General features: G+C 69.4%; 19 protein-coding genes. 6 read left to right on the top strand and 13 right to left on the bottom strand.

The genetic code is table 11. The annotated features are described in order from the left end of the window. Positions 1-95: 95 nt before the first annotated feature. Both IEW34_RS10770 and IEW34_RS10765 read left to right on the top strand, forming a co-directional pair. Positions 96-1,682, top strand: coding sequence for a class I adenylate-forming enzyme family protein (locus tag IEW34_RS10770; RefSeq protein WP_188609156.1), 1,587 nt, complete (start codon positions 96-98; stop codon positions 1,680-1,682). 57 nt (positions 1,683-1,739) lie between these two features. Continuing rightward, positions 1,740-1,946, top strand: coding sequence for a Sec-independent protein translocase family protein (locus IEW34_RS10765; RefSeq protein ID WP_188609155.1), 207 nt, complete (start codon positions 1,740-1,742; stop codon positions 1,944-1,946). 47 nt (positions 1,947-1,993) lie between these two features. On the opposite strand, the gene IEW34_RS10760 is transcribed toward IEW34_RS10765, so the two are convergent. Next, a complete protein-coding gene (locus IEW34_RS10760; protein WP_188609154.1) occupies positions 1,994-2,353 on the bottom strand; it encodes a porin in 360 nt (119 codons plus the stop codon). Between the two features lie 360 nt (positions 2,354-2,713). Between IEW34_RS10760 and IEW34_RS10755 the strand changes: the two genes are divergently transcribed. Continuing rightward, positions 2,714-3,328: a nucleotidyltransferase domain-containing protein gene (locus tag IEW34_RS10755; protein ID WP_188609153.1), complete on the top strand. Its 615-nt coding sequence runs from the start codon at positions 2,714-2,716 to the stop codon at positions 3,326-3,328. 165 nt (positions 3,329-3,493) lie between these two features. On the opposite strand, the gene IEW34_RS10750 is transcribed toward IEW34_RS10755, so the two are convergent. The 8 genes from IEW34_RS10750 to IEW34_RS10715 all read right to left on the bottom strand — a co-directional run bounded on the left by IEW34_RS10750 (position 3,494) and on the right by IEW34_RS10715 (position 11,355). Next, on the bottom strand, positions 3,494-3,979 hold the full coding sequence (locus IEW34_RS10750) for a F0F1 ATP synthase subunit B family protein (protein ID WP_188609152.1): 486 nt from the start codon (positions 3,977-3,979) through the stop codon (positions 3,494-3,496). A 10-nt stretch (positions 3,980-3,989) separates the two neighbouring features. Then, on the bottom strand, positions 3,990-4,532 hold the full coding sequence (locus tag IEW34_RS10745; RefSeq protein WP_188609151.1) for a F0F1 ATP synthase subunit B family protein: 543 nt from the start codon (positions 4,530-4,532) through the stop codon (positions 3,990-3,992). Between the two features lie 146 nt (positions 4,533-4,678). Then, positions 4,679-4,906 (bottom strand): F0F1 ATP synthase subunit C, encoded by a 228-nt coding sequence (locus tag IEW34_RS10740; RefSeq protein ID WP_188609150.1) that lies wholly within the window; start codon positions 4,904-4,906, stop codon positions 4,679-4,681. A 51-nt stretch (positions 4,907-4,957) separates the two neighbouring features. After that, positions 4,958-5,707 (bottom strand): F0F1 ATP synthase subunit A, encoded by a 750-nt coding sequence (locus tag IEW34_RS10735; RefSeq protein WP_188609149.1) that lies wholly within the window; start codon positions 5,705-5,707, stop codon positions 4,958-4,960. 155 nt (positions 5,708-5,862) lie between these two features. Then, complete coding sequence (locus IEW34_RS10730; RefSeq protein WP_188609148.1) at positions 5,863-6,243, bottom strand: AtpZ/AtpI family protein; 381 nt, start codon at positions 6,241-6,243, stop codon at positions 5,863-5,865. A 255-nt stretch (positions 6,244-6,498) separates the two neighbouring features. Beyond that, on the bottom strand, positions 6,499-9,951 hold the full coding sequence (locus IEW34_RS10725; RefSeq protein ID WP_188609147.1) for a chromosome segregation SMC family protein: 3,453 nt from the start codon (positions 9,949-9,951) through the stop codon (positions 6,499-6,501). A gap of 137 nt (positions 9,952-10,088) precedes the next feature. Beyond that, positions 10,089-10,736: a DsbA family protein gene (locus IEW34_RS10720; RefSeq protein ID WP_188609146.1), complete on the bottom strand. Its 648-nt coding sequence runs from the start codon at positions 10,734-10,736 to the stop codon at positions 10,089-10,091. 103 nt (positions 10,737-10,839) lie between these two features. After that, positions 10,840-11,355 carry a DUF721 domain-containing protein gene (locus IEW34_RS10715; protein ID WP_188609145.1) on the bottom strand — a complete coding sequence of 172 codons (516 nt, stop codon included), beginning with the start codon at positions 11,353-11,355 and terminating at the stop codon, positions 10,840-10,842. A gap of 80 nt (positions 11,356-11,435) precedes the next feature. Between IEW34_RS10715 and mutY the strand changes: the two genes are divergently transcribed. Continuing rightward, a complete protein-coding gene (gene mutY, locus IEW34_RS10710; RefSeq protein WP_188609144.1) occupies positions 11,436-12,545 on the top strand; it encodes an A/G-specific adenine glycosylase in 1,110 nt (369 codons plus the stop codon). Positions 12,546-12,634: 89 nt separating this feature from the next. On the opposite strand, the gene IEW34_RS10705 is transcribed toward mutY, so the two are convergent. The 4 genes from IEW34_RS10705 to IEW34_RS10690 form a co-directional block, all read right to left on the bottom strand. Beyond that, positions 12,635-13,807: a site-specific DNA-methyltransferase gene (locus tag IEW34_RS10705; RefSeq protein ID WP_373288238.1), complete on the bottom strand. Its 1,173-nt coding sequence runs from the start codon at positions 13,805-13,807 to the stop codon at positions 12,635-12,637. A gap of 150 nt (positions 13,808-13,957) precedes the next feature. Then, entirely contained in the window at positions 13,958-14,641 is a 684-nt protein-coding gene (gene rnhB, locus IEW34_RS10700; protein ID WP_188609260.1) for a ribonuclease HII, read from the bottom strand. A 243-nt stretch (positions 14,642-14,884) separates the two neighbouring features. Beyond that, positions 14,885-15,319, bottom strand: coding sequence for a VOC family protein (locus IEW34_RS10695; protein ID WP_188609142.1), 435 nt, complete (start codon positions 15,317-15,319; stop codon positions 14,885-14,887). 28 nt (positions 15,320-15,347) lie between these two features. Further along, positions 15,348-16,433 carry a PA0069 family radical SAM protein gene (locus IEW34_RS10690; protein WP_244641930.1) on the bottom strand — a complete coding sequence of 362 codons (1,086 nt, stop codon included), beginning with the start codon at positions 16,431-16,433 and terminating at the stop codon, positions 15,348-15,350. A 304-nt stretch (positions 16,434-16,737) separates the two neighbouring features. Between IEW34_RS10690 and IEW34_RS10685 the strand changes: the two genes are divergently transcribed. Continuing rightward, a complete protein-coding gene (locus IEW34_RS10685) occupies positions 16,738-18,135 on the top strand; it encodes a cytochrome ubiquinol oxidase subunit I (protein ID WP_188609141.1) in 1,398 nt (465 codons plus the stop codon). A gap of 41 nt (positions 18,136-18,176) precedes the next feature. Continuing rightward, complete coding sequence (gene cydB, locus IEW34_RS10680; protein ID WP_188609140.1) at positions 18,177-19,193, top strand: cytochrome d ubiquinol oxidase subunit II; 1,017 nt, start codon at positions 18,177-18,179, stop codon at positions 19,191-19,193. Positions 19,194-19,206: the final 13 nt, after the last annotated feature.

The raw sequence follows: 19,206 nt of genomic DNA, 5'->3' as shown, positions 1-19,206 counted from the left end.
CGGGCGGCATGCTCGTGCTTTTTCGAATCAGGAGTGCTTCTCGGATCCGGCGATCCCGCGGTTCGGGAAGCGCTCACGCCGCCGAGGATGCGCCTATGTCGACCGAGTTCCCCGCGCCGCAGAGCTCTGTGGTGGCAGACCTGCTGGCTCAAGAGTTTGGCCTGATCCCCGATCTCATCGGTCGTCACGCCCGGGCCCGGCCGGACGCCACCGCCCTCGTTCATCGAGACGAGCGGCTGACCTACGGCGAGCTCGACGCGCTTATGGACCGGGTGGCAGCGAGCCTCCAGCGCGACGGCCTCAAGCGCGGCGACACCATCGCCGTCTGTGCCTCGTCGTCGATTCCCTATGCCGTGACATTTCTCGGGGCACTTCGGGCCGGCGTCGTGGTGACGCCGCTCGCGCCCTCGTCGTCGGCCGAGGGCCTGGCGGCGATGATCGCCGATTCGGGCGCCCGCATATTCTTCGTGGACCAGGGCGTGGCGCAGTCGCTCGGTCCGTTCGATGACTTTGCCGGTGAGATCGTGTCGCTCGATGGCTCGGACGCCGGGCGGCCGTTCACCGGATGGCTCGCCGCCCCGGGCGCACGGCCCGAGCCGGTGAGCCTCGAGCGCACGTCGCCGTTCAACATCATCTATTCCTCCGGCACCACCGGGGTCCCCAAGGGGATCATCCAGTCGCACCGCATGCGCTGGGCGCACGTGCAGCGGGGCGGCATCTTCGGCTATGGCTCGGACGCCGTCGCCGTCGTCTCGACGCCGCTCTATTCCAACACCACGTTGGTCAGCTTCTTCCCGACCTTGGCGCTCGGCGGCGCCGTGGTGCTGATGGAGAAGTTCGACGCCGAGGGCTTCCTGACGCTGGCCGAGCGCCACCGCGCCACCCACGCCATGCTGGTGCCGGTGCAGTACAAGCGCATCATGGACCTGCCGAATTTCGCGAGCTTCGACCTTGCGAGCTTCCGCATGAAGTTCTGCACCAGCGCGCCCTTTGCCGCGAGCCTGAAGGCCGACGTGTTGGCGCGCTGGCCGGGTGGCCTGGTGGAGTATTACGGCATGACCGAAGGGGGGGGCAGCTGCGTCCTTGTCGCCCATGAGTTCCCGGACAAGCTGCACACCGTGGGGCGGCCGTCACAGGGCCATGACGTTCGTCTCATCGACGAGACCGGGCAGACCGTCCTTCAGGGCGAGATCGGCGAGGTCGTGGGCCATTCGCCTGCGATCATGAACGGCTATCACAACCAGCCGGCGAAGACGCGCGAGGCGGAGTGGTATGCGCCGGACGGCCGGCGCTTCATCCGCACCGGCGACGTCGGCCGCTTCGATGCGGACGGCTTCCTGACGCTGATGGACCGCAAGAAGGACATGATCATCTCGGGGGGCTTCAACATCTACCCGAGCGATATCGAAGCGGTGCTTCAATCCAACGAGGCCATCCACGACGTTGCCGTCGTGGGGTTGCCGTCTGAGCGCTGGGGCGAGACGCCGGTGGCCTTTGTCGTGCTCAAGCCCGGCCGCGGCGAGACGGCAGAGGCGATCCGGGAATGGGCCAACGGCCGGCTCGGCAAGATCCAGCGGCTCGCCGCCGTGCAACTCCTCGAGCAACTGCCGCGCAGCCCCATCGGCAAGGTGATGAAGCGCGAGCTCCGAGACGAGTTCGCACGCGTGACCGAGGTGGCCTGAGCCGCAGGGATGTGATCTCAGCGCTCACGCCACGCATTGCCAACGGAGGGTCGGGGCATGGGAAACATATCTATTTGGCATTGGGCGATCGTGCTGGCGCTTTTCTTTCTTGTGATGTTCCCAGCGGCAAAAATTGCGCGGAGGGCCGGATACAGCGGCTGGTGGTGTGTCGCCGCTGTCATCCCCTTCGTTTCGCTCGTCGTGCTCTGGGTATTTGCCTATGCGCGCTGGCCCAACCTGGCGCGGACCGATGCGTCCCGGTGAAACTCGCTTCGCCGCGCACGCGACCTCGCGCTGCGACCACCGCTAACTCAGCGGGAGAGCGGCGCCGTTCCCGTGCCGCTGCCGGCTCGCAGGCGAACGAAGGCGCGGAGTGGCCCGACCTCGGTCTGAGTGCGGACATCGGCTTCGACCTGGCCCATGGCGCCCATGCCTATGGCGCGGCGGCCCGCAGCGGGGGCGCTACGCCTCGTGCCGGCATCGACCGCCATCGTTGCGCGTCCACCGATGCGGATGCAGGAGCTCGAGCCCGGCAATGCCTTGAAGCCGGGGCCATGCACCGCGCAGGCCGATTGCCAGTCCGGAATGACGAAAGGGCTCGGCTCGGCCGCACCAGCAGCGGTGGCGAGGACGGGCAGGAGCAGGATTGCCGTCAACACGGCGCGCAGCATCGAGACCCCCGAGAGACGGTCGGCCCCCCATGGATAACAGACCGGCGGCTCGGCAGAAAGGGCGGGGCAGGGCCGCCAAAAGAAAAGGGGCCGTGCTCAAGAGCACGGCCCAAGTCTAGGGAGGAAACGCCCAAGGAGGGCTGCAGCATCGCTGCTGCACCTCACGAAGTAAGGGTTCGACGCCGGTTTCGCAATGGGTTTATGACAGCATTGCTGCCTTATTTTGTCGCAGCCCCATGCGCAACTTGCATGCGTCTCCGCCTAGATGGGGGATGCGGCGGCGTGTGACGCAGAGTGGTTGCAGTCGTGACCAACTGAGACCAAGCGGATCGATCACGAAATGCTTTTATCATTCCGTGGATGAGGGACCGACCCATCCACACGACGCCGGACCAAGCCGACTGGACCGCGTGGCATCCCCGTGAGCTGTCGACGCGGCTGAAGGGGATCGCGAGGCCATGGTGCGTCGTCGGTGGCTGGGCTCTGGACCTTTGGCATGGACGCCAGACCCGCGAGCACGACGATCTCGAATTTGCCGTGCTGCGCCAGGATCTGGGCCATTTTCGCTGCCAACTCGACGGCATGGACTTCTTCACGGCGTGCGACGGTATCGTCGAGGCGCTGCCGGCGGATCAGGAGGTGCCGGCGGAGGTCTTTCAGATCTGGTGCCTCGACCGCACGGCCAGACGCTGGCGGGCCGACATGATGATCGAACCGGGCTCGGTGGAGATGTGGGCCTACAGGAGGGCTCCGACGATCCGCAGGGCGCGCGCCGAAATGGTGACCGCCGCCGGTGATGGCGTTCCCTACCTGAATCCCGCGGCGATCCTCCTCTTCAAGGCGAAGCACCGGCGCGCCAAGGACGAAGAGGACTTCGCGCGGGCGCTCCCCAAGCTGCCGATCGCGGAGCGCCACTGGCTGAAGGCCTCCCTCGCGCTCCTCCACCCCGGCCATGATTGGGCCCGGGCGCTGTAGACGCGGGGCTCGGGCGGCACGGGCCATCCGCAGGCGGGGACCGACCTCCACCCGCCTCTGCCGGCCGCGGTCGTCGTTCTCGACGTGTGGGGGCCAACGAGGTTGGCGCGGCCCAATAAAAAAGCCGCCCCGAGGGGCGGCTTTCGCGTCAGCAAGTCCGGTGGCTCAGCCGAAGGAGCGCTTGAGATCCGAGACGCTGCGCTCAAGGAGCCTGGCCGCAACCTCGCCCTTCACCTTGTCGCGCAGGATCAACTCGGACGCGCGAATTGCAGCCTCGGCCGCAGCGGCGCGCACCTCGGCGGTCGCCTGGGTCTCGGCCTGAGCGATCTTGGCTTCGGCGGCCGCCGTCCGGCGCGCCACGAACTCGTTGAGGCGCGTGTGCGCTTCCTCAGTTGCCCGCTCGGCCTCCTCGCGGGCGCTGGCGACGATGGCGAGGGCCTCCTTCTCGGCCTCCTCACGCTTGCGCACATATTCATCGCGGAGCGATCGGGCCTCCTGACTGAGCCGCTGTGCCTCGGCGAGTTCGCGCTCGATGCGCTGGCCGCGGTTGTCCAGCCCCGTCGCCATCGCTTTGAAGCCGCCAGCCTTCCAAGCCAGGGCGACGAAGATGACGAAGGCGACGGCGACCCAGAATTCCGGTTGCGAGAGCATCGGGTTGTCCTTATGCGGCGGCGCGGTCGAGCGCGGCAATCACCTCGGACGGGGCCGGCGTCGTGCCGGTCAGCCGCTCGACGATAGCGGTCGCGGCATCCGCGGCGATACCGCGTACGCTCGTCATGGCCGCCGCCGTGCTGGTGCGAATGGTTTCTTCCGCCGACGCGATCTTGGCGTTCAGATCGGCCTCGAGCGCCTTGCGCCGGGTGTCGAACTCGGCTGCCGAGTCTTCACGGGTCTTCTGGCCGATGGCCTGCGCGTTGGTGCGGGCGTCGTGCAGAGCCTTCTCATAGGCCTGCATCGCCTCCTCCGACTCCGTGCGGAGCCGCTGCGCCTCGGCCAGATCGCCGGCGATCTTGCTGTGGCGGTTCTTCAGCACGCCTTCGATTCGCGGCAGCGCGACACGGGACATGAGCAGGTAGAGCACGCCGAAGGTCAGCGCGATCCAGATCAGCTGGGACCCAAAGGTGGTCCCATCGAAGGGCGGGAAGGCGGCACTATGGGCCGCGTGCGAGGCCTGCTCGGTGCCGGTCTGAGTGGGTTGGGCCATGCCACCTTATCCTCGGGGCGGGGGTGCGCCCCGCCGTCCCCCGGTTGCGTCGAAGGCAGCCGCCCGGCTGGCCATGCCGGCCCGGCGGCTCACGTCACGTCAGGCGAAACGCAGCGGCGAGGCGAGCCCCGCCGGCGCGCGGCGCATCAGACGGCGAACAGCAGCAGCAGCGCGATCAGCAGCGAGAAGATGCCGAGCGCTTCCGTCAGCGCGAAGCCGAGGAGCAGCGTGCCCTGCTGGCCCGCGGCGGCGGAGGGGTTGCGCAGCGCGCCCGAGAGGAACTGACCGAACAGGGTGCCGAGACCGATGCCCGCACCGGCCATGCCCAGGCAGGCCAGACCAGCGCCGATGTACTTTGCAGCTACGGGATCCATGGAAGTGCTCCTTGATTGGATTTCAAAGGTGAAGAGGTGGTTCGGAGGCCGTCAGTGATGGCCGGGGTGCAGCGCGTCGTTGAGGTAGATCGTGGTCAGGGTGGCGAACACGTAGGCTTGCAGCACCGCGACCAGCACCTCGAGCGCCGTGAGCGCCACGGCCAGCGCCAGCGGCAGCGGCGACAGCACGCTCCAGGCCCCGGCGGCGAGCAGGGTGGCGACGAATCCGGCGAAGATCTTCAGCGCGATGTGGCCGGCGAGCATGTTGGCGAAAAGACGAACCGACAGGCTGAGCGGCCGCGACACGAACGAGATCACCTCGATCGTCACCAGCAGCGGCAGCAGCCAGCCGGGCACGCCCGACGGCACGAACAGCTTGAGGAACCCCAGGCCATGCTTGATGAAGCCGTAGACGATGACGAGGCCGATCACCAGGGCGGCGAGCGCGAAGGTGATGATGATGTGGCTGGTCACCGTGAAGGCATAGGGAATCATGCCGAAGAGGTTGAGGATCAGCACGAACATGAAGATCGAGAAGACGAAGGGCAGGAACTTCATGCCCTCGGTGCCGGCGGATGTTCGTACCGTGTTGGCGACGAACTCGTAGGTCATCTCCACCAGGGACTGCAGCCGACCCGGCACCAGCGCGCCGCGACTCATGCCACCGACGAGAAGCGCGGTGATCACCACCACGGCGCCGATCATGTAGAGAGCCGAATTGGTGAGGGCGATCTCTTGGCCGCCGACGTGCCCGAGCGTCACGATGTTCTGGATCTGGAACTGATGGATCGGATCGGCCATGGCCGGTTCGGTCCTTTCCCTGTCGCCTCGTGACGCCACCCTGCCGGACCCTACGCCCGGACGATGCGATCACACCAAAACGCAGCGGCGAACCCGGCCGTGCGACCGATGATTCTCCACCGAGCGAAGCCCGCTGCCGCTGCCTGCGCTCCCGGTCAGGCCGAAGGGCCTGTTCCTGAGCGCAGATGGCCTGCCGCGCGCAAAACGTTGTAGATGCCGGCGCAGAAGCCGAGCATCAAAAGGACGATCATCCCCCAGGGGGACGACCCCAGCACACGGTCCAGCAGCCATCCGAGGATGGCGCCTGCACCGACGCCGGCTACGAACTCCGCCGAGAGGCGGAAGCCGCGCGCGAGCGGTGATGGGCCCGCCTCGGGGTCGGCGTCCGCCGCCTTGTCGCGGGCGTCCGCCGCCCGCCGCTGGCCGAGTTCCTGATCCAGACGACTCAATCTCCGGGAGAGATCGGCGTCCGTATTGACAGCCTTGGCGGCGTCGGTGTTGGCGCCCCCGCCGTCCCGCGTCGTGTCACCGGTCATGGCGAACCCCGCGGAGCAAGGCAAGATGCCCGGCCCGATACCCCCCTCGGCCGCGGGCACCATAATTTTTGCACCTTCGAGTGTCAAGGCGCGTTAAATTCGCATAAACCATTGAAGTTGTTCCATTTCTTCCGACATGGGCGGCGTTGTCGGCGGCCCTGCCGGACTCGTTTCCGCCGCAATTGCGACAGCGGGCCGCATGCGGCTGCTGACGCTCGCCATGTCGGCCACCATGCGTGGACCTAATCGCCGCGTTCACACGGCTTCCTGGAGGGCCTCCGCTTCCCTCAGGTCGACAGACACTACCTGGGACACGCCGCGCTCGGCCATGGTCACGCCAAACAGCCGGTCCATGCGCGCCATGGTGATCGGGTTGTGGGTGATGACGACGAAGCGGGTCTCGCTGCGGCGAACCATCTCCTGGAGCAGGTCGCAGTAGCGTTCGACGTTGGCGTCGTCGAGCGGGGCGTCGACCTCGTCGAGCACGCAGATCGGCGAGGGATTGGTCAGGAAGACGGCGAAGATCAGTGCCGTTGCGGTGAGCGCCTGCTCGCCGCCGGACATCAGGGTCATCACCTGGGGCTTCTTGCCGGGCGGCCTGGCGATGATCTCGAGCCCGGCTTCGAGCGGGTCGTCGGCTTCGATGAGACTGAGCTCCGCCGTGCCGCCGCCGAACAGGGTGGTGAACAGCGACTGGAAATGGCCGTTGACCACCTCGAAGGCGGCGAGCAGCCGCTCGCGGCCCTCGCGGTTGAGGTTGCCGATGGCGGTTCGCAGGCGCCGGATCGCCTCCGTCAGGTCGTCGCGTTCCGCGACCAGAGCGTCGTGCTTGCCCTCGACTTCGACGAGTTCCTCTTCGGCCCGCAGGTTGACGCCGCCGAGCCGCTCGCGATCGCCCTTGAGGGCGGCCAGCCGCTGTTCCGTCGCCGCAGCATCGGGCAGGTCGTCGCCCGCCTTGAGACCCGCCTGTTCGTGCAGCGCTTCGGGCGCGACGCCGATCGAATCGGTGATGGCCTGGATCAGCTCACGCAGTTTGGTACGCGCTGCCTCCAGCCGCGCCTCTGCGGCGGCGCGCGCTTCGCGCGCCTCCGACAGGCCCGTGAGCGCCTCGCGTGCGCTCCGGTCGGCATTTGCCAGCGCAGCCTCGGCCGCGGCCAGGGCATCGGCTGCCCCGCGGCGTCGGCCTTCCGCCGCCTCGATCTCGGCCTCAAGATCGCGGCGGCGCAGGCCGAAGGTGTCGGGCGCCTCCGCCAGCACGTCCTGCTCGTCCCGGGCCGCCTCCAGCCGCCGCTCCAGGTCGGCGCGGCCCGTCTCGGCGCGGCCGGCCCGCTCGCGCCAGGCGGCGATATCGCGAATCAGGCCGTTGCGGCGTTGCACCCGCATTTCGGCCTCGCGCAGCAGGTTCTGCAGCGCGGCGCGAGCCTCGGCCGCGGCGGTTCGCCGTTCCGCCACCTTGATGCGCTCGTGACCGAGCTTGCTCTCCAGCTTCGCCGGCGCGGACAGGGCGGCGAGCGCCGCGCGTGTCTGCTCGCCCTTGGCGGCCGCCTCATTTGCCGCGATCCCCGTTCGGCTCAGCGCCTCGGCAAGCCCTGCCCGCCGCGACGCCGCCTCGCCGGCCCGGCGTTCGGCCTGGGCCAAGGCGTCGCGCGCTTGGTCGAAGGCGCGCCGCGTCGACCGCGACAGCTCGATCGTCGCGGCCTCCTCCTGCGTGGCCCGGCGGACCGCCGCCAGCGCCGTATCCAGCCCGGCGCGGGCCTGTTCGGCCGCCTGCCGCGCCGTCTCGGCGGCGGCGTCGAGCTCGGCCAGGCGATTGCGCTCGGCGAGGCGCCGCGCCGCCGCCGACGGCGCGTCGGCAGCGGCGGTGAAGCCGTCCCAGCGCCACAGGTCGCCTTCCATCGACACCAGTCGCTGGCCGGGCGCGAGCCCGGCGCGCAGGGCGAGCCCCGCCGCCCGGTCGACCACGCCGATCTGGGCGAGCCGACGTGCCAGGGCCGGAGGCGCCACGACAAAATCGAGCAGGGCGACGGCGCCGCCGGGCAGGGGCGGATCGCCACCCGCCGCGGTGGCGGACCAGTGCACCGGGGCGGACGGGTCGGCCGACGCGTCCAGATCCTCGCCGAGCGCTGCGCCGAGCGCCGTCTCGTAGCCCTTCGCGACCCGGATCTCGTCGAGCACGGCGGCGAAGCGCCGACCCGGCGGCGGGGCGAACAGTTTGGCCACCGTGCGCGCCTCGGTCTCGAGTTTCTGCGCCGCCTTCTCGGCCTCCGTCGCCCGCGCCCGCGCCTGGGCCTCGCCGTCCCGCGCCGCGGCGACGCCGCCGCGCGCCTCCGCCGCCCGCTCTTCGGCTGCGAGCGAGCTGTCCTCGGCCAGCGTCGTGGTTTCGCGCAGTTCATCGAGCTCCACGAGGGCACCATCGCTCTCGTCCAGGGCGGCAAGCTGGCCCTCCAGCCCGGCGCGCTCGGCCTCCAGACGCTGCGCGCGCTCGGTCGCCTCGGCTTGAGCTCGCTCGAGCGCGGCGCGCGAAGCGTTGAGATTGGCGAGCTGCGTCTGGGTCTCGGCCAGCGCGGCCTCGGCCTCTGCCAACGTCCCGTCCGCATCGGCGACGCCGGCCTTCGCCGCGAAGGTGAGGTCGGCGGTGTCCTCGTCGTCGCCCAGGGCCTCGACCTCGTCGGTCAAGCGTTCGAGCGTGGCGGCCGCGTCCCTCGCCTGAGCGTTCTCGCGGGCGACGTCCTTCTCGATCTCGGCGATGCGGCGCACCAGCTCGGCGGAACGCTGCTGGGTGCGGCGTTCCTCGGCGTCGAGCTCGTTGCGGGCGAGGGTGAGCCGCTGCAGGCCGGCGGCCCCGGCCGCCTCGTCCTGGCGCAGGCCCGGGAGGGTCGCGGCGACGAGCGCCTGCTCCTTGGCCGCCTCGGCCTGGACGGCGGTGCGGTCGGCGACTGCCCGCACGTGCTGCTCGAGCGTGCGTTCGGCCGTGGCCAGCTGGTCGCGGGCGGCGCGGTAGCCGATGAGCATCAGCAGCGCGTCGAGCCGCCGGATCTCGCCCGACAGGTTGCGGTAGCGGACGGCCTGGCGGCTCTGCCGCCGCAGGTTGTCGACCTGGGCCTCGATCTCATGCAGCACGTCTTCCAGGCGCAGGAGGTTGTCTTCCGTCCCCCTGAGCCGCAACTCGGCCTCGTGGCGGCGGGAGTTCAGTCCGGCGATGCCGGCGGCGTCCTCCAGGATGCGGCGGCGCGCCTGGGGCTTGGCTGCGATGATCTCGCCGATCTGGCCCTGGCGCACCATGGCGGGCGAGCGCGCGCCGGTGGCGGCGTCGGCGAACAGCAACTGCACGTCGCGAGCCCGCACCTCGCGGCCGTTGATCTTGTAGGTGGAGCCTTCCTCGCGCTCGATGCGGCGGGAGACCTCGAGCACATCGGCATCGTTGAAGGCGGCAGGGGCGGTGCGGCCGGCGTTGTCGACGACGAGCATCACCTCGGCCGTATTGCGGGCGGGGCGTCCAGCCGCGCCGGCGAAAATAACGTCGTCCATGCCCGAGGCGCGCAGGGACTTGTGCGAGCTCTCGCCCATGACCCAGCGCAGCGCCTCGACCAGGTTGGACTTGCCGCAGCCGTTCGGGCCGACGACGCCGGTGAGCCCAGGCTCGATCAGGACGTCGGTGGGGTCGACGAACGACTTGAAACCCGCAATCTTCAGTCGGGTCAGCTTCATCGCAGCCTCCGCCGCGCCGGTACACGTGGCGCGCTTCGCGAACGGGCGGGCACCGCCGCTCGCGAAACGCGCCAGAGCAAAACGCTCCGCCGGTGCGCGCCGGCCCGGGCGAAAGGGCCGGCTCCGATAGAGGAGCGTCAGCCGGCGAGGAGTGGCGCCAGCGTCTTCTCCATCTCGGCAGGCTCCAATGCGCCCCGATAGACTTTGCCGTTGATGAAGAGTGTCGGCGTCGAGTTGACGCCGAGCTTCGCACCACGGTCGCGCTCGGCCACTACCGCGTCATAGATCTTCTGATTCTTCAAGCAGGCCTCGAAGCTCTCCTGTGTGTAACCGGCCTGCTTGACCAGTTGGGCGAGGCCGTCGAGCGGCTTGTCGTTGAAGGCCCATTGCTGCTGCTTGGAGAACAGGAGGTCGCTGATCGGGTAATATTTGTCATTGCCCTGGCAGCGGGCCAGCATGAAGCCGGCCGTGGCTAGCGGATCGAGGGGGAACTCGCGCAGCGTGAAGCGCACCTTGCCGGTGTCGATGTATTTCGACTTGAGCATCGGGAGGGTCTTCTCGTGGAACTCGGCGCAGTGCGAGCAGGTCAACGACGCATACTCGATGATGTTGACCTTGGCGTCAGGGTTGCCGAGGGTCACGTCACCGAGCGGCCCAGCCTGGTTCAGCTCCTCGGGCTTGGCGTCCTGGGCCCACGCCGCCGGGGCGATCGGCAGCCATCGGGCCGCCGTGGCCACAAACGCGCCGACGGCCATGGTCTCTAGCACGCGACGGCGTGTGATCATGTCGAATACTCCTGGGTTGCCCGCGGCAGGAAGCCGAGGCGCTACGGGCGTCTGGTCCGGATCGCGGACATTGCGCAAGCAATTGTGGCAACATCAGCAGCCGTCAAGTGCGGCGGCCCGCACCGGCGCGAGGCGTGGACAGCACCGCCTCGCCGAGCCGCCGGAGCGCCTCGCGCAGGGGCGCTGCCTCAATGTCCGCGGTCAGGTCGCGGACGGCGGCCGCCGCGGCCGGGTCCGGGCCGCGCGGCTGCGGCCGCGGGGCGGGGCGCGCCACCAGCCCCTGGCGGATGACGATGCGGCCGACGCAGCGCCAGCCGAAATGAGTGTTGACCCTTTCGATGACGACCGGCGCCATGTGCTGAAGCTCGAGCGCGAAGGCGCTGGTGGAGCGCACGATCAGCGCCGCCGCGCGGGCGGGGTCGTCGCCGTCGCGGGCTCGGCGCGGCCATTCGATGCGCAGGGGCTGGGTGTGGGCGGCGAGCCGCGGCCCGACGATGTCGGCCCAGGCGACGACGACGTCAGCGGCGGCAAAGCCCTGCGCCGCCAGCGCGGGGCCCAGGCACGCGTCGACCATATCGGCGAGCGGCGCGGCACCGCGGGAACGGAAGGGGGGTCTCATGGTGGGGCATCGCTTCGCTTGCCGGATCGGGACCGGCCGCAACCGCTTTGCGGCCGGATTGCTCCGGGCTAGGTAGGACCATGGTAACCGCCGCCGCAACAGCTTCAAAGACCCGCAGGCCCGCCACCGGCGCGGCAGCCCCTGCCGACGCTGTCCTCGCCTGGTATGACCGACACCGCCGGGCGCTGCCCTGGCGGGCGCGGCCGGGCGAGCGGCCCGACCCCTACCGGGTCTGGCTCTCCGAGATCATGCTGCAGCAGACCACCGTCACCGCCGTCCGCCCTTATTTCGAGCGCTTCCTGACGCGCTTTGCGACCGTCGAGGAGCTGGCGGCGGCGCCGGCGGAGGCGGTGATGCAGGCCTGGGCCGGACTCGGCTATTACTCGCGGGCCCGCAACCTGCACGCCTGCGCCAGGGCCGTCGCGGCCCGTCCCGGTGGGCGCTTCCCGGAGGACGAGGCGGAGCTGCTGGCGCTGCCCGGCATCGGGCCGTACACGGCCGCCGCCATCGCCGCCATCGCGTTCAATCGGGTCGCAGCGCCGGTGGACGGCAACGTCGAGCGGGTCATCACCCGGTTCTATGCCATCGAGGAGGCCCTGCCGGCGGCCAAGCCTGCCATCCGGGCCCGGACCGCGGCGCTGGTGCCGCCGCCGCGGCCCGGCGATTTCGCGCAGGCCATGATGGACCTGGGCGCCACCATATGCACCCCCAAGCGGCCGGCTTGCGCGCTCTGTCCGTTGACCGGCCCGTGCGCGGCGCGGCGGAGCGGCTTGCAGGAGACGTTTCCCAGGAAGGCGCCCAAGCGCGAGGGGGCGCTGCGGCATGGGGCGGCGTTCGTCTGCGTGCGTGCCGACGGCGCCGTGCTGCTGAGGACGCGGCCGCCGCGCGGTCTGCTCGGCGGCATGGCCGAGGTGCCGGGCAGCGATTGGACGTCCTCACCGAATCCGGCCGCCTGGGCCGCGGCGCCGCTCGCCGCCCGGTGGCGGCGGCTGCCCGGCATCGTGCGGCACGTGTTCACGCACTTTCCGCTGGAGCTCGCGGTGGCGCGGGCCGAGGTGGCGCAGGGGACGCCGGTCCCAGCCGGCTGCCGGTGGGCGCCGGCGGCGTCGCTCGGCGGCGAGGCACTGCCGAACCTGATGCGCAAGGTGCTCGCTCACGCGGGCGTGGAGGTCCGCCCGGTCGACGGCTGAGCCTGCATCGCCCGATCGCGGAGCGCTCCAGATTCAAGGGCCTGGAGCAGCTCCATGCCATTGGACGATCTCATCCGCACACAAATGCCTTAGGCCGCAGCCTTGAAGGCGGTGCGGAAGGCGCTGCGCAGATCGTCGATGGGGACCGGGGCGCCAGCGCGCTCGACGTGCCAGAAGGTCCAGCCGTTGCAGGCGGGCAGTCCCTGGGCCAGGGCGCCGATCTTGTGGATCGACCCTACCGCCGGGCCGAGCAACAGGGTGCCGTCGGCCCGCACCAGCGCCTGATGCCGGCCGCGCTGGTCCCTCAGTGTCTCGCCCGGCGCGATCAGTCCCGCCTCGATGAGCGAGAGGAAGGGAACGCGCGGTTCGCTGCGGCGCGCGGGCGCGGCCGCGACGGCGGCGGACGTCACCGGCGACACCCCTGCGATACGGCGCTCGGCGGCCGCGGCATAGCCCGGATCCTGCTCCAGGCCGATGAAGCGGCGGCCCAGTTTCTTGGCCACCGCTGCGGTGGTTCCGGTGCCCAGGAAGGGGTCGAGCACCACGTCGCCCGGGTTCGACGAGGCGAGCAGCACGCGGGCGAGCAGCGCCTCGGGCTTCTGCGTCGGGTGGACCTTGCGGCCGTCGGCGCCTTTCAGCCGCTCGTCGCCGGTGCACAACGGGATGAACCAGTCGGACCGCATTTGCAGGTCGTCGTTGCCGCCTTTCAGCGCCTCGTAGTGGAAGGTGTAGCGCTTGGACGAGCTGCGCGTGGCCCAGATGAGCGTCTCATGGGCGTTGGTGAAGCGCCGGCCGCGGAAGTTCGGCATCGGGTTGGCCTTGCGCCAGACGATGTCGTTCAGGATCCAGAAGCCGAGGTCCTGCAGGATGGCGCCCACCCGGAAGATGTTGTGGTAGGACCCGATGACCCAGAGCGCTGCGTCGGGCTTCATCACGCGGCGGCAGGCGGTGAGCCAGCGGCGGGTGAACGCATCGTACTCGCCGAAGCTGGCGAACTTGTCCCAATCGTCGTCGACGGCATCGACCAGGCTCTGATCGGGGCGCGTCAGCGCGTGTTCCAGCTGGAGGTTGTAGGGCGGATCGGCGAAGACCAGGTCGACGCTGGCGTCAGCCAGGCTGTCGAGGCTTGCGATGCAATCGCCGACGATGATGCGGTCGAGGGGGGCTGCGAGGCCCATCCGGGAATCCGGCGCAGTCGTCCCGGTACGCGAAACCTCAATCCGGGAGACGGCGCCGGCGATCCCGGTATGCATGATACCCATGTCGCCAATACCGGTTACGCAACTTACGGACCCGGAACATGACGGCTCGGGGTAAAGATGCCGTTGCGCCGCCGGCGTGGCCGGCGTCTCGTTTTGGCACTTGTCGGACGCAGAGGCCGCGGCGGCGGCACACGGCCGCGTCGTTCCCGCTTAGAGGGTCAACTCGTCCGCCACGGCCTCGGCCCGGGCCTCGGCCAGCCGGAAGGGCGCGAAGCTCAGCCGGTGGTAGGGGCACGGCCCGTGCTGCGCGATGGCGCGGCGGTGCTCCACCGTGGCGTAGCCCACGTGCCGGGAGAAGCCGTAGACCGGATAGTGCTGGCACAGGCGCCGCATCAGCCGGTCGCGCACCACCTTGGCGACGATGGAGGCAGCGGCGATGGAGGCGACCAGGGCGTCACCGCGGATGATCGCCTCGACCTCGCACGGCACCGCCGGCCGGTCGCGGCCATCGACGAGCGCGAAGCGGGCTGCAACCGGCAGGCTCGCCAGGGCACGGCTCATGGCGGCGAGCGAAGCCTTGCGGATGTCGGTCGCATCGATCTCGCGGGCCGACACGCAGGCGACACCGACGAGCGCCTTGGCCATGATGAGGGGGTAGAGCGTCTCGCGCGTCTCGCCGTCGAGCGCCTTGCTGTCGTTGAGCCCGGCCGGGATATCGGCGGGGTCGAGCACCACCGCGGCGGCAACGACCGGGCCGGCGAGGGGGCCACGCCCCACCTCGTCGAGGCCGGCCACCGGCCACAGGCCGCGGCGGCGCAGGCGCCTTTCCCGATCGAAGGTCGGGCCCTCGGGAAGCTCCATGGGCAGCGAATCGGTCGTCGGACGGCGGGCCATGGGCGCCAGCATGGCGCCTGCGTCCGCGCGCTCAAGCCCGGCCTTGGGGCAGGCTGCGATCGCTCGCCCGCAACTCCCGTGGCGCCTATGGCTTGTCCCGGAGCATCTCCCGATCAGATGGAATCAACTGATCGGTTAGAATTGCTCCAAGTCTTTGTATTTGGATCGCTTCTCCCTGACCAGGTGGTTCACCCGATCAGGGAGACGCGCGCTCGGCATCTGGGGCGAAGGGCCGCGGCGCGCCTACGGCGGCAGCACGATCTCGCCCTGTGGATTGAGGGGAAAGAACGGGTTATGGGCCACTTCCCAGGCGTGCCCCTCCGGATCGACGAAATAGCCGCTGTAGCCGCCCCAGAAGACCGCCTGACCGGCTTTCAGCAGCCGTGCGCCGGCCCCGATGGCGGCGGCCAGCACCTCGTCGACCCTTGCCGGGCTCTCGACATTGATGGCCAGGCTGACGTCGCCGCGTCCGGCCCGCGGCTCGTCGAGCCCCATGTCGTCCGCCAGGCTCGCCCGCGAAAACAGTGCCAGCACCAGATTGTCGAGGGCGAAGAAGGCCACCGCCCCGTCGCCCGCGCTCGCCGACCGGCGCCAGCCGAGCCGCTCGTAGAAGGCTGCGCTGCGGTCGAGGCCGTCGACGCCAAGGGTGATCAGGTTCACGCGTGCAGGCACGGTCATCATACGCTCCATGGCGGGGGACTGCCGCTCAGAACAGGCTGAGCTGGCCTTTGTCGGACTTGGGCCGGGCGAACAGGTCGGTCTTCAGACGCGTGCGCCGCTTGTTGAGGCCGATGCGCTCGCAAGCCATCTCGAAGCGGCGGCCGATCATCCAGGCATAGGGGCCCGAGCCGACCATGCGCTGGCCCCACGTGGAATCGTAGTCCTTGCCGCCGCGCGTCGACTTGACCAGGGACAGCACGTGCCGTGCCTTGTCGGGGTAGTTCGCCATGAGCCAGTCGCGCACCAGGTCGCGGACTTCGAGCGGCAGGCGCAGCATGACGTAGCCGGCCTCGCGCGCCCCGGCTTCGTGCGCCCGCTCCAGGATGCGCTCGATCTCCGCGTCGTTTACCGCGGGCATCACCGGCGCCACCATGACGGTGGTCGGAATGCCAGCGTCCGCCAGCGCCCGGATCGTCTCGATGCGCCGCTCGGGCGTCGCCGCTCTCGGCTCCATCGTGCGCGCCAGCTTGGCATCGAGGGTCGTCACCGACACGGCGACCTTGGCGAGCCCGCGGGCCGCCATGCGCGACAGAATGTCGATGTCGCGCGTCACCAGCGCCGACTTCGTCACGATGCCGACCGGATGGTTGAAGCGCTCGAGCACCTCGAGCAGCTGCCGCATGATGCGATAGCGCTTCTCGATGGGCTGGTAGGGGTCGGTGTTGGTGCCGATGGCGATCGTCCGCGGCGTATAGCCCGCCGCCGACAACTCCTTCTCAAGGAGGACCGCGGCGTCCGGCTTGGCGAACAGCTTGGATTCGAAGTCGAGCCCGGGCGACAGCCCCATGTAGGCATGCGTCGGGCGGGCGAAGCAATAGACGCAGCCGTGCTCGCAGCCGCGGTAGGGGTTGATCGATCGATCGAAGCTGATGTCCGGCGAATCGTTGCGGGTGATGATCGTGCGCGGCTTCTCGACCGCCACCTCGGTGGTGAACGGGGCGAGTGCCTCCAGGCCGCCCCAGCCGTCGTCCTCGTCCTCCCGGTGCGTCGGCTCGTAGCGCGGCGCCGGGTTGCTGACGGCGCCGCGGCCGCGCCGCCGGTCCGGGTCGACCTGATGGCCGACATGGGCCATCGGATCGAGCGGCGCCACCCGCACGCTGATGACCTCGTCGCCCATGTCCGTGCGCCGCTTGAGGACGCTTCGCCTCGCCGCCGCCATCCCGAATCTCCGCTCCCGATCGTTTCTGATTATCAGAACAAATAGAGAACATGGCAAGAGGCGATGCAAATCCGGCTCGTGTCAGGACAACTGCACGCAACGCATGGATGATCCGGAGAAGACGACGGCGCGGCCGTCCGACGCGACGCGACAGATTTGAGGCGCAATCGCGGCGGATTTCGGCTAAAACGCAGGCAGACCGTGAGGGAGGGCGCCCATGGAACTCGATGCAACGCTTCTGGCACGCATACAGTTCGGCTTCACCATCACGTGGCACATCATCTTTCCCGCCTTCACCATCGGCACCTCCGCCTTCGTCGCGACGCTGCTCGCCCGCCACCTGTGGACCGGCGACGAGCGTTACAAGCAACTGGCGCGCTACTGGACGAAGATCTTCGCCGTCTCCTTCGCCATGGGCGTCGTCTCGGGCATCGTGCTGTCCTACCAGTTCGGCACCAACTGGAGCCGCTTCTCGGTCGTGGTCGGCAACGTCGTCGGGCCGCTCATCGGCTACGAGGTCCTGACCGCCTTCTTCCTGGAGGCCACGTTCCTCGGCGTCATGCTGTTCGGCTGGAATCGGGTGCCGGACTGGCTGCACTTCGTGTCGGCGTTGATGGTGGCGGTGGGCACCTTGATGAGCGCCTTCTGGATCCTGTCCGCCAACAGCTGGATGCAGTATCCGACCGGCCACGAGATGCGGGACGGCATCGCCTATCCGGTGGACTGGCTTAAGATCGTCTTCAATCCGACGTTCCCGTTGCGCCTGGCCCACATGGTGGTTGCCGCCTATCTGACGACGGCAGTGGTGGTGCTGGCGGTCGGCGCCCGCCACCTCCTCGCCGGCCGCTTCGAGGAGCAGTCCAAGACCATGGTGCGCATGGGGCTTGGTCTGGCGCTGATCCTCGCGCCGACGCAGATCATCATCGGCGATTTCCACGGCCAGGCGACCGCCAAGTACCAGCCCGCCAAGCTAGCGGCGATCGAGGGCCACTGGCCGGCCCACGAGGTGGCGCCCCTGGTGCTGTTCGCCTGGCCGAACGAGACGACCGAGAGCAACGATTTCCAGATCGCCATCCCGCATCTCGGCAGCTTCATCATCCTGCACGACTGGAATGGCATCTATCCCGGCCTCAAGGCGTTTCCGCCGCAGGACCGCCCGCCGGTGGCGCCGCCGTTTTTTGGCTTCCGCATCATGGTCGGCATGGGCGTGCTGATGCTGACGTTGACGCTCTGGGGCGGCGTGCTGTGGCTGCGCGGGCGGCTGTTCGAAAGCAGGCTCTGGCTTACGGCGGCGTCCTGGGCCTGGCCGCTGGGCTTCATCGCCATCGTGGCTGGCTGGTACACAACCGAGATCGGCCGCCAGCCGTGGATCGCCAACGGCATCCTGCGCACCGTGGACGCCCGTTCTCCGGTCGCCTTCGAGGCCGTATTGGTGTCGCTGATCCTCTTCGTCGTGGTGTACTTCCTCGTCTTCGGCGTCGGCATCCTGTTCATCAACCGCCTGGTCAACAGGGGCCCGGACGAAGGCACGGCCCAGACGCCGGAGGGCATGCCGCACCGGCCGCTCTCCGCCGCCGAGGGCGCCGTGCGCCATGCCACCCGCGGCGCGACCTGAGCGCGCCACCAGCGCCGTCAACAGGATGAGGCTCGGAGCCGATGGAACAGTACCTGCCGATCATCTGGGCGGCGCTCATCGGCACCGCCGTCGTGCTCTACGTCATCCTCGACGGCTTCGACCTGGGCATGGGCATCCTGTTCCCGACCACGCGCGACGAGCGCGAGCGCGATCAGATGATGAACTCGGTCGCGCCATTCTGGGACGGCAACGAGACCTGGCTGGTGCTCGGCGGCGGCGGGCTGTGGGTCGCCTTCCCCAAGGCCTACGCGGTGATCATGCCCGGCCTCTATCTGCCCGTCATCGTCATGCTGCTGGCGCTGATCTTCCGCGGCGTGTCGTTCGAGTTCCGCTGGGTCGCCAAGCCAAATCACCGGCTGTGGGACATTGCCTTCGCCGGCGGCTCCATCGTCGCCGCCTTCGCTCAAGGGGTGATCCTGGGCGGGCTGCTGGAGGGCATCAAGGTGGTCGACGGCAGCTTCGCCGGCGGCCCGTTCGACTGGCTGACGCCCTTCACCGTGCTGTGCGGGCTGGGCCTCGTCGCCGGCTACGGCCTGCTGGGCGCCGCCTGGCTGATGATGCGCACGGAAGGCGCGACCGCCGCGCACGCCCGCCGGCTGGCGCGCCCGCTGCTCATCGCGGTGGCCTGCTTCGCCGTGGCGGTGAGCCTGTATACGCCCTATGCGCTGCCGCGCATCGCCGACCGGTGGTTCACGATGCCCAACATCCTCTTCCTGTGGCCGCTGCCGCTGGCAACGGCGATCCTCGGTCTCGGCGTCTGGCGCGGCATCACGCGGGCGGAAACCCGCACCGGTGTGGTCATGCCCTTCGCCTGCACGATCGGCATCTTCCTGCTGTGCTTCGTCGGCCTCGTCGTGTCGAACTTCCCCTATTTGGTGCCGACGTCGATGACGCTGTGGGAGGCGGCGGCAGCGCCGGCCTCGCAGATCTTCATGATCCTGGGCACGATCTTCCTGCTGCCGCTCATCCTGGCCTATTCGGTGTTCGTCTACTGGACCTTCCGCGACCGCCTCAAGGAAGGGGAGGGCTACCACTAGGACGCCGGCCGGG

Source organism: Chelatococcus reniformis (assembly GCF_014640075.1).
GTDB classification, from domain to species: Bacteria; Pseudomonadota; Alphaproteobacteria; order Rhizobiales; family Beijerinckiaceae; genus Camelimonas; species Camelimonas reniformis.
The sequence above is the reverse complement of the archived record's forward strand: the minus strand, read 5'-3'. Positions and strand labels throughout refer to the sequence as shown.

What these genes read in the sequence shown, in the direction of transcription:
- IEW34_RS10770 (WP_188609156.1), top strand. Translation starts at nt 96, where the DNA reads ATGTCGACCGAGTTCCCCGCGCCGCAGAGCTCTGTGGTGGCAGACCTG.
- IEW34_RS10765 (WP_188609155.1), top strand. Translation starts at nt 1,740, where the DNA reads ATGGGAAACATATCTATTTGGCATTGGGCGATCGTGCTGGCGCTTTTC.
- IEW34_RS10760 (WP_188609154.1), bottom strand. Translation starts at nt 2,353, where the DNA reads ATGCTGCGCGCCGTGTTGACGGCAATCCTGCTCCTGCCCGTCCTCGCC.
- IEW34_RS10755 (WP_188609153.1), top strand. Translation starts at nt 2,714, where the DNA reads ATGAGGGACCGACCCATCCACACGACGCCGGACCAAGCCGACTGGACC.
- IEW34_RS10750 (WP_188609152.1), bottom strand. Translation starts at nt 3,979, where the DNA reads ATGCTCTCGCAACCGGAATTCTGGGTCGCCGTCGCCTTCGTCATCTTC.
- IEW34_RS10745 (WP_188609151.1), bottom strand. Translation starts at nt 4,532, where the DNA reads ATGGCCCAACCCACTCAGACCGGCACCGAGCAGGCCTCGCACGCGGCC.
- IEW34_RS10740 (WP_188609150.1), bottom strand. Translation starts at nt 4,906, where the DNA reads ATGGATCCCGTAGCTGCAAAGTACATCGGCGCTGGTCTGGCCTGCCTG.
- IEW34_RS10735 (WP_188609149.1), bottom strand. Translation starts at nt 5,707, where the DNA reads ATGGCCGATCCGATCCATCAGTTCCAGATCCAGAACATCGTGACGCTC.
- IEW34_RS10730 (WP_188609148.1), bottom strand. Translation starts at nt 6,243, where the DNA reads ATGACCGGTGACACGACGCGGGACGGCGGGGGCGCCAACACCGACGCC.
- IEW34_RS10725 (WP_188609147.1), bottom strand. Translation starts at nt 9,951, where the DNA reads ATGAAGCTGACCCGACTGAAGATTGCGGGTTTCAAGTCGTTCGTCGAC.
- IEW34_RS10720 (WP_188609146.1), bottom strand. Translation starts at nt 10,736, where the DNA reads ATGATCACACGCCGTCGCGTGCTAGAGACCATGGCCGTCGGCGCGTTT.
- IEW34_RS10715 (WP_188609145.1), bottom strand. Translation starts at nt 11,355, where the DNA reads ATGAGACCCCCCTTCCGTTCCCGCGGTGCCGCGCCGCTCGCCGATATG.
- mutY (WP_188609144.1), top strand. Translation starts at nt 11,436, where the DNA reads ATGGTAACCGCCGCCGCAACAGCTTCAAAGACCCGCAGGCCCGCCACC.
- IEW34_RS10705 (WP_373288238.1), bottom strand. Translation starts at nt 13,807, where the DNA reads ATGGGTATCATGCATACCGGGATCGCCGGCGCCGTCTCCCGGATTGAG.
- rnhB (WP_188609260.1), bottom strand. Translation starts at nt 14,641, where the DNA reads ATGGCCCGCCGTCCGACGACCGATTCGCTGCCCATGGAGCTTCCCGAG.
- IEW34_RS10695 (WP_188609142.1), bottom strand. Translation starts at nt 15,319, where the DNA reads ATGACCGTGCCTGCACGCGTGAACCTGATCACCCTTGGCGTCGACGGC.
- IEW34_RS10690 (WP_244641930.1), bottom strand. Translation starts at nt 16,433, where the DNA reads ATGGCCCATGTCGGCCATCAGGTCGACCCGGACCGGCGGCGCGGCCGC.
- IEW34_RS10685 (WP_188609141.1), top strand. Translation starts at nt 16,738, where the DNA reads ATGGAACTCGATGCAACGCTTCTGGCACGCATACAGTTCGGCTTCACC.
- cydB (WP_188609140.1), top strand. Translation starts at nt 18,177, where the DNA reads ATGGAACAGTACCTGCCGATCATCTGGGCGGCGCTCATCGGCACCGCC.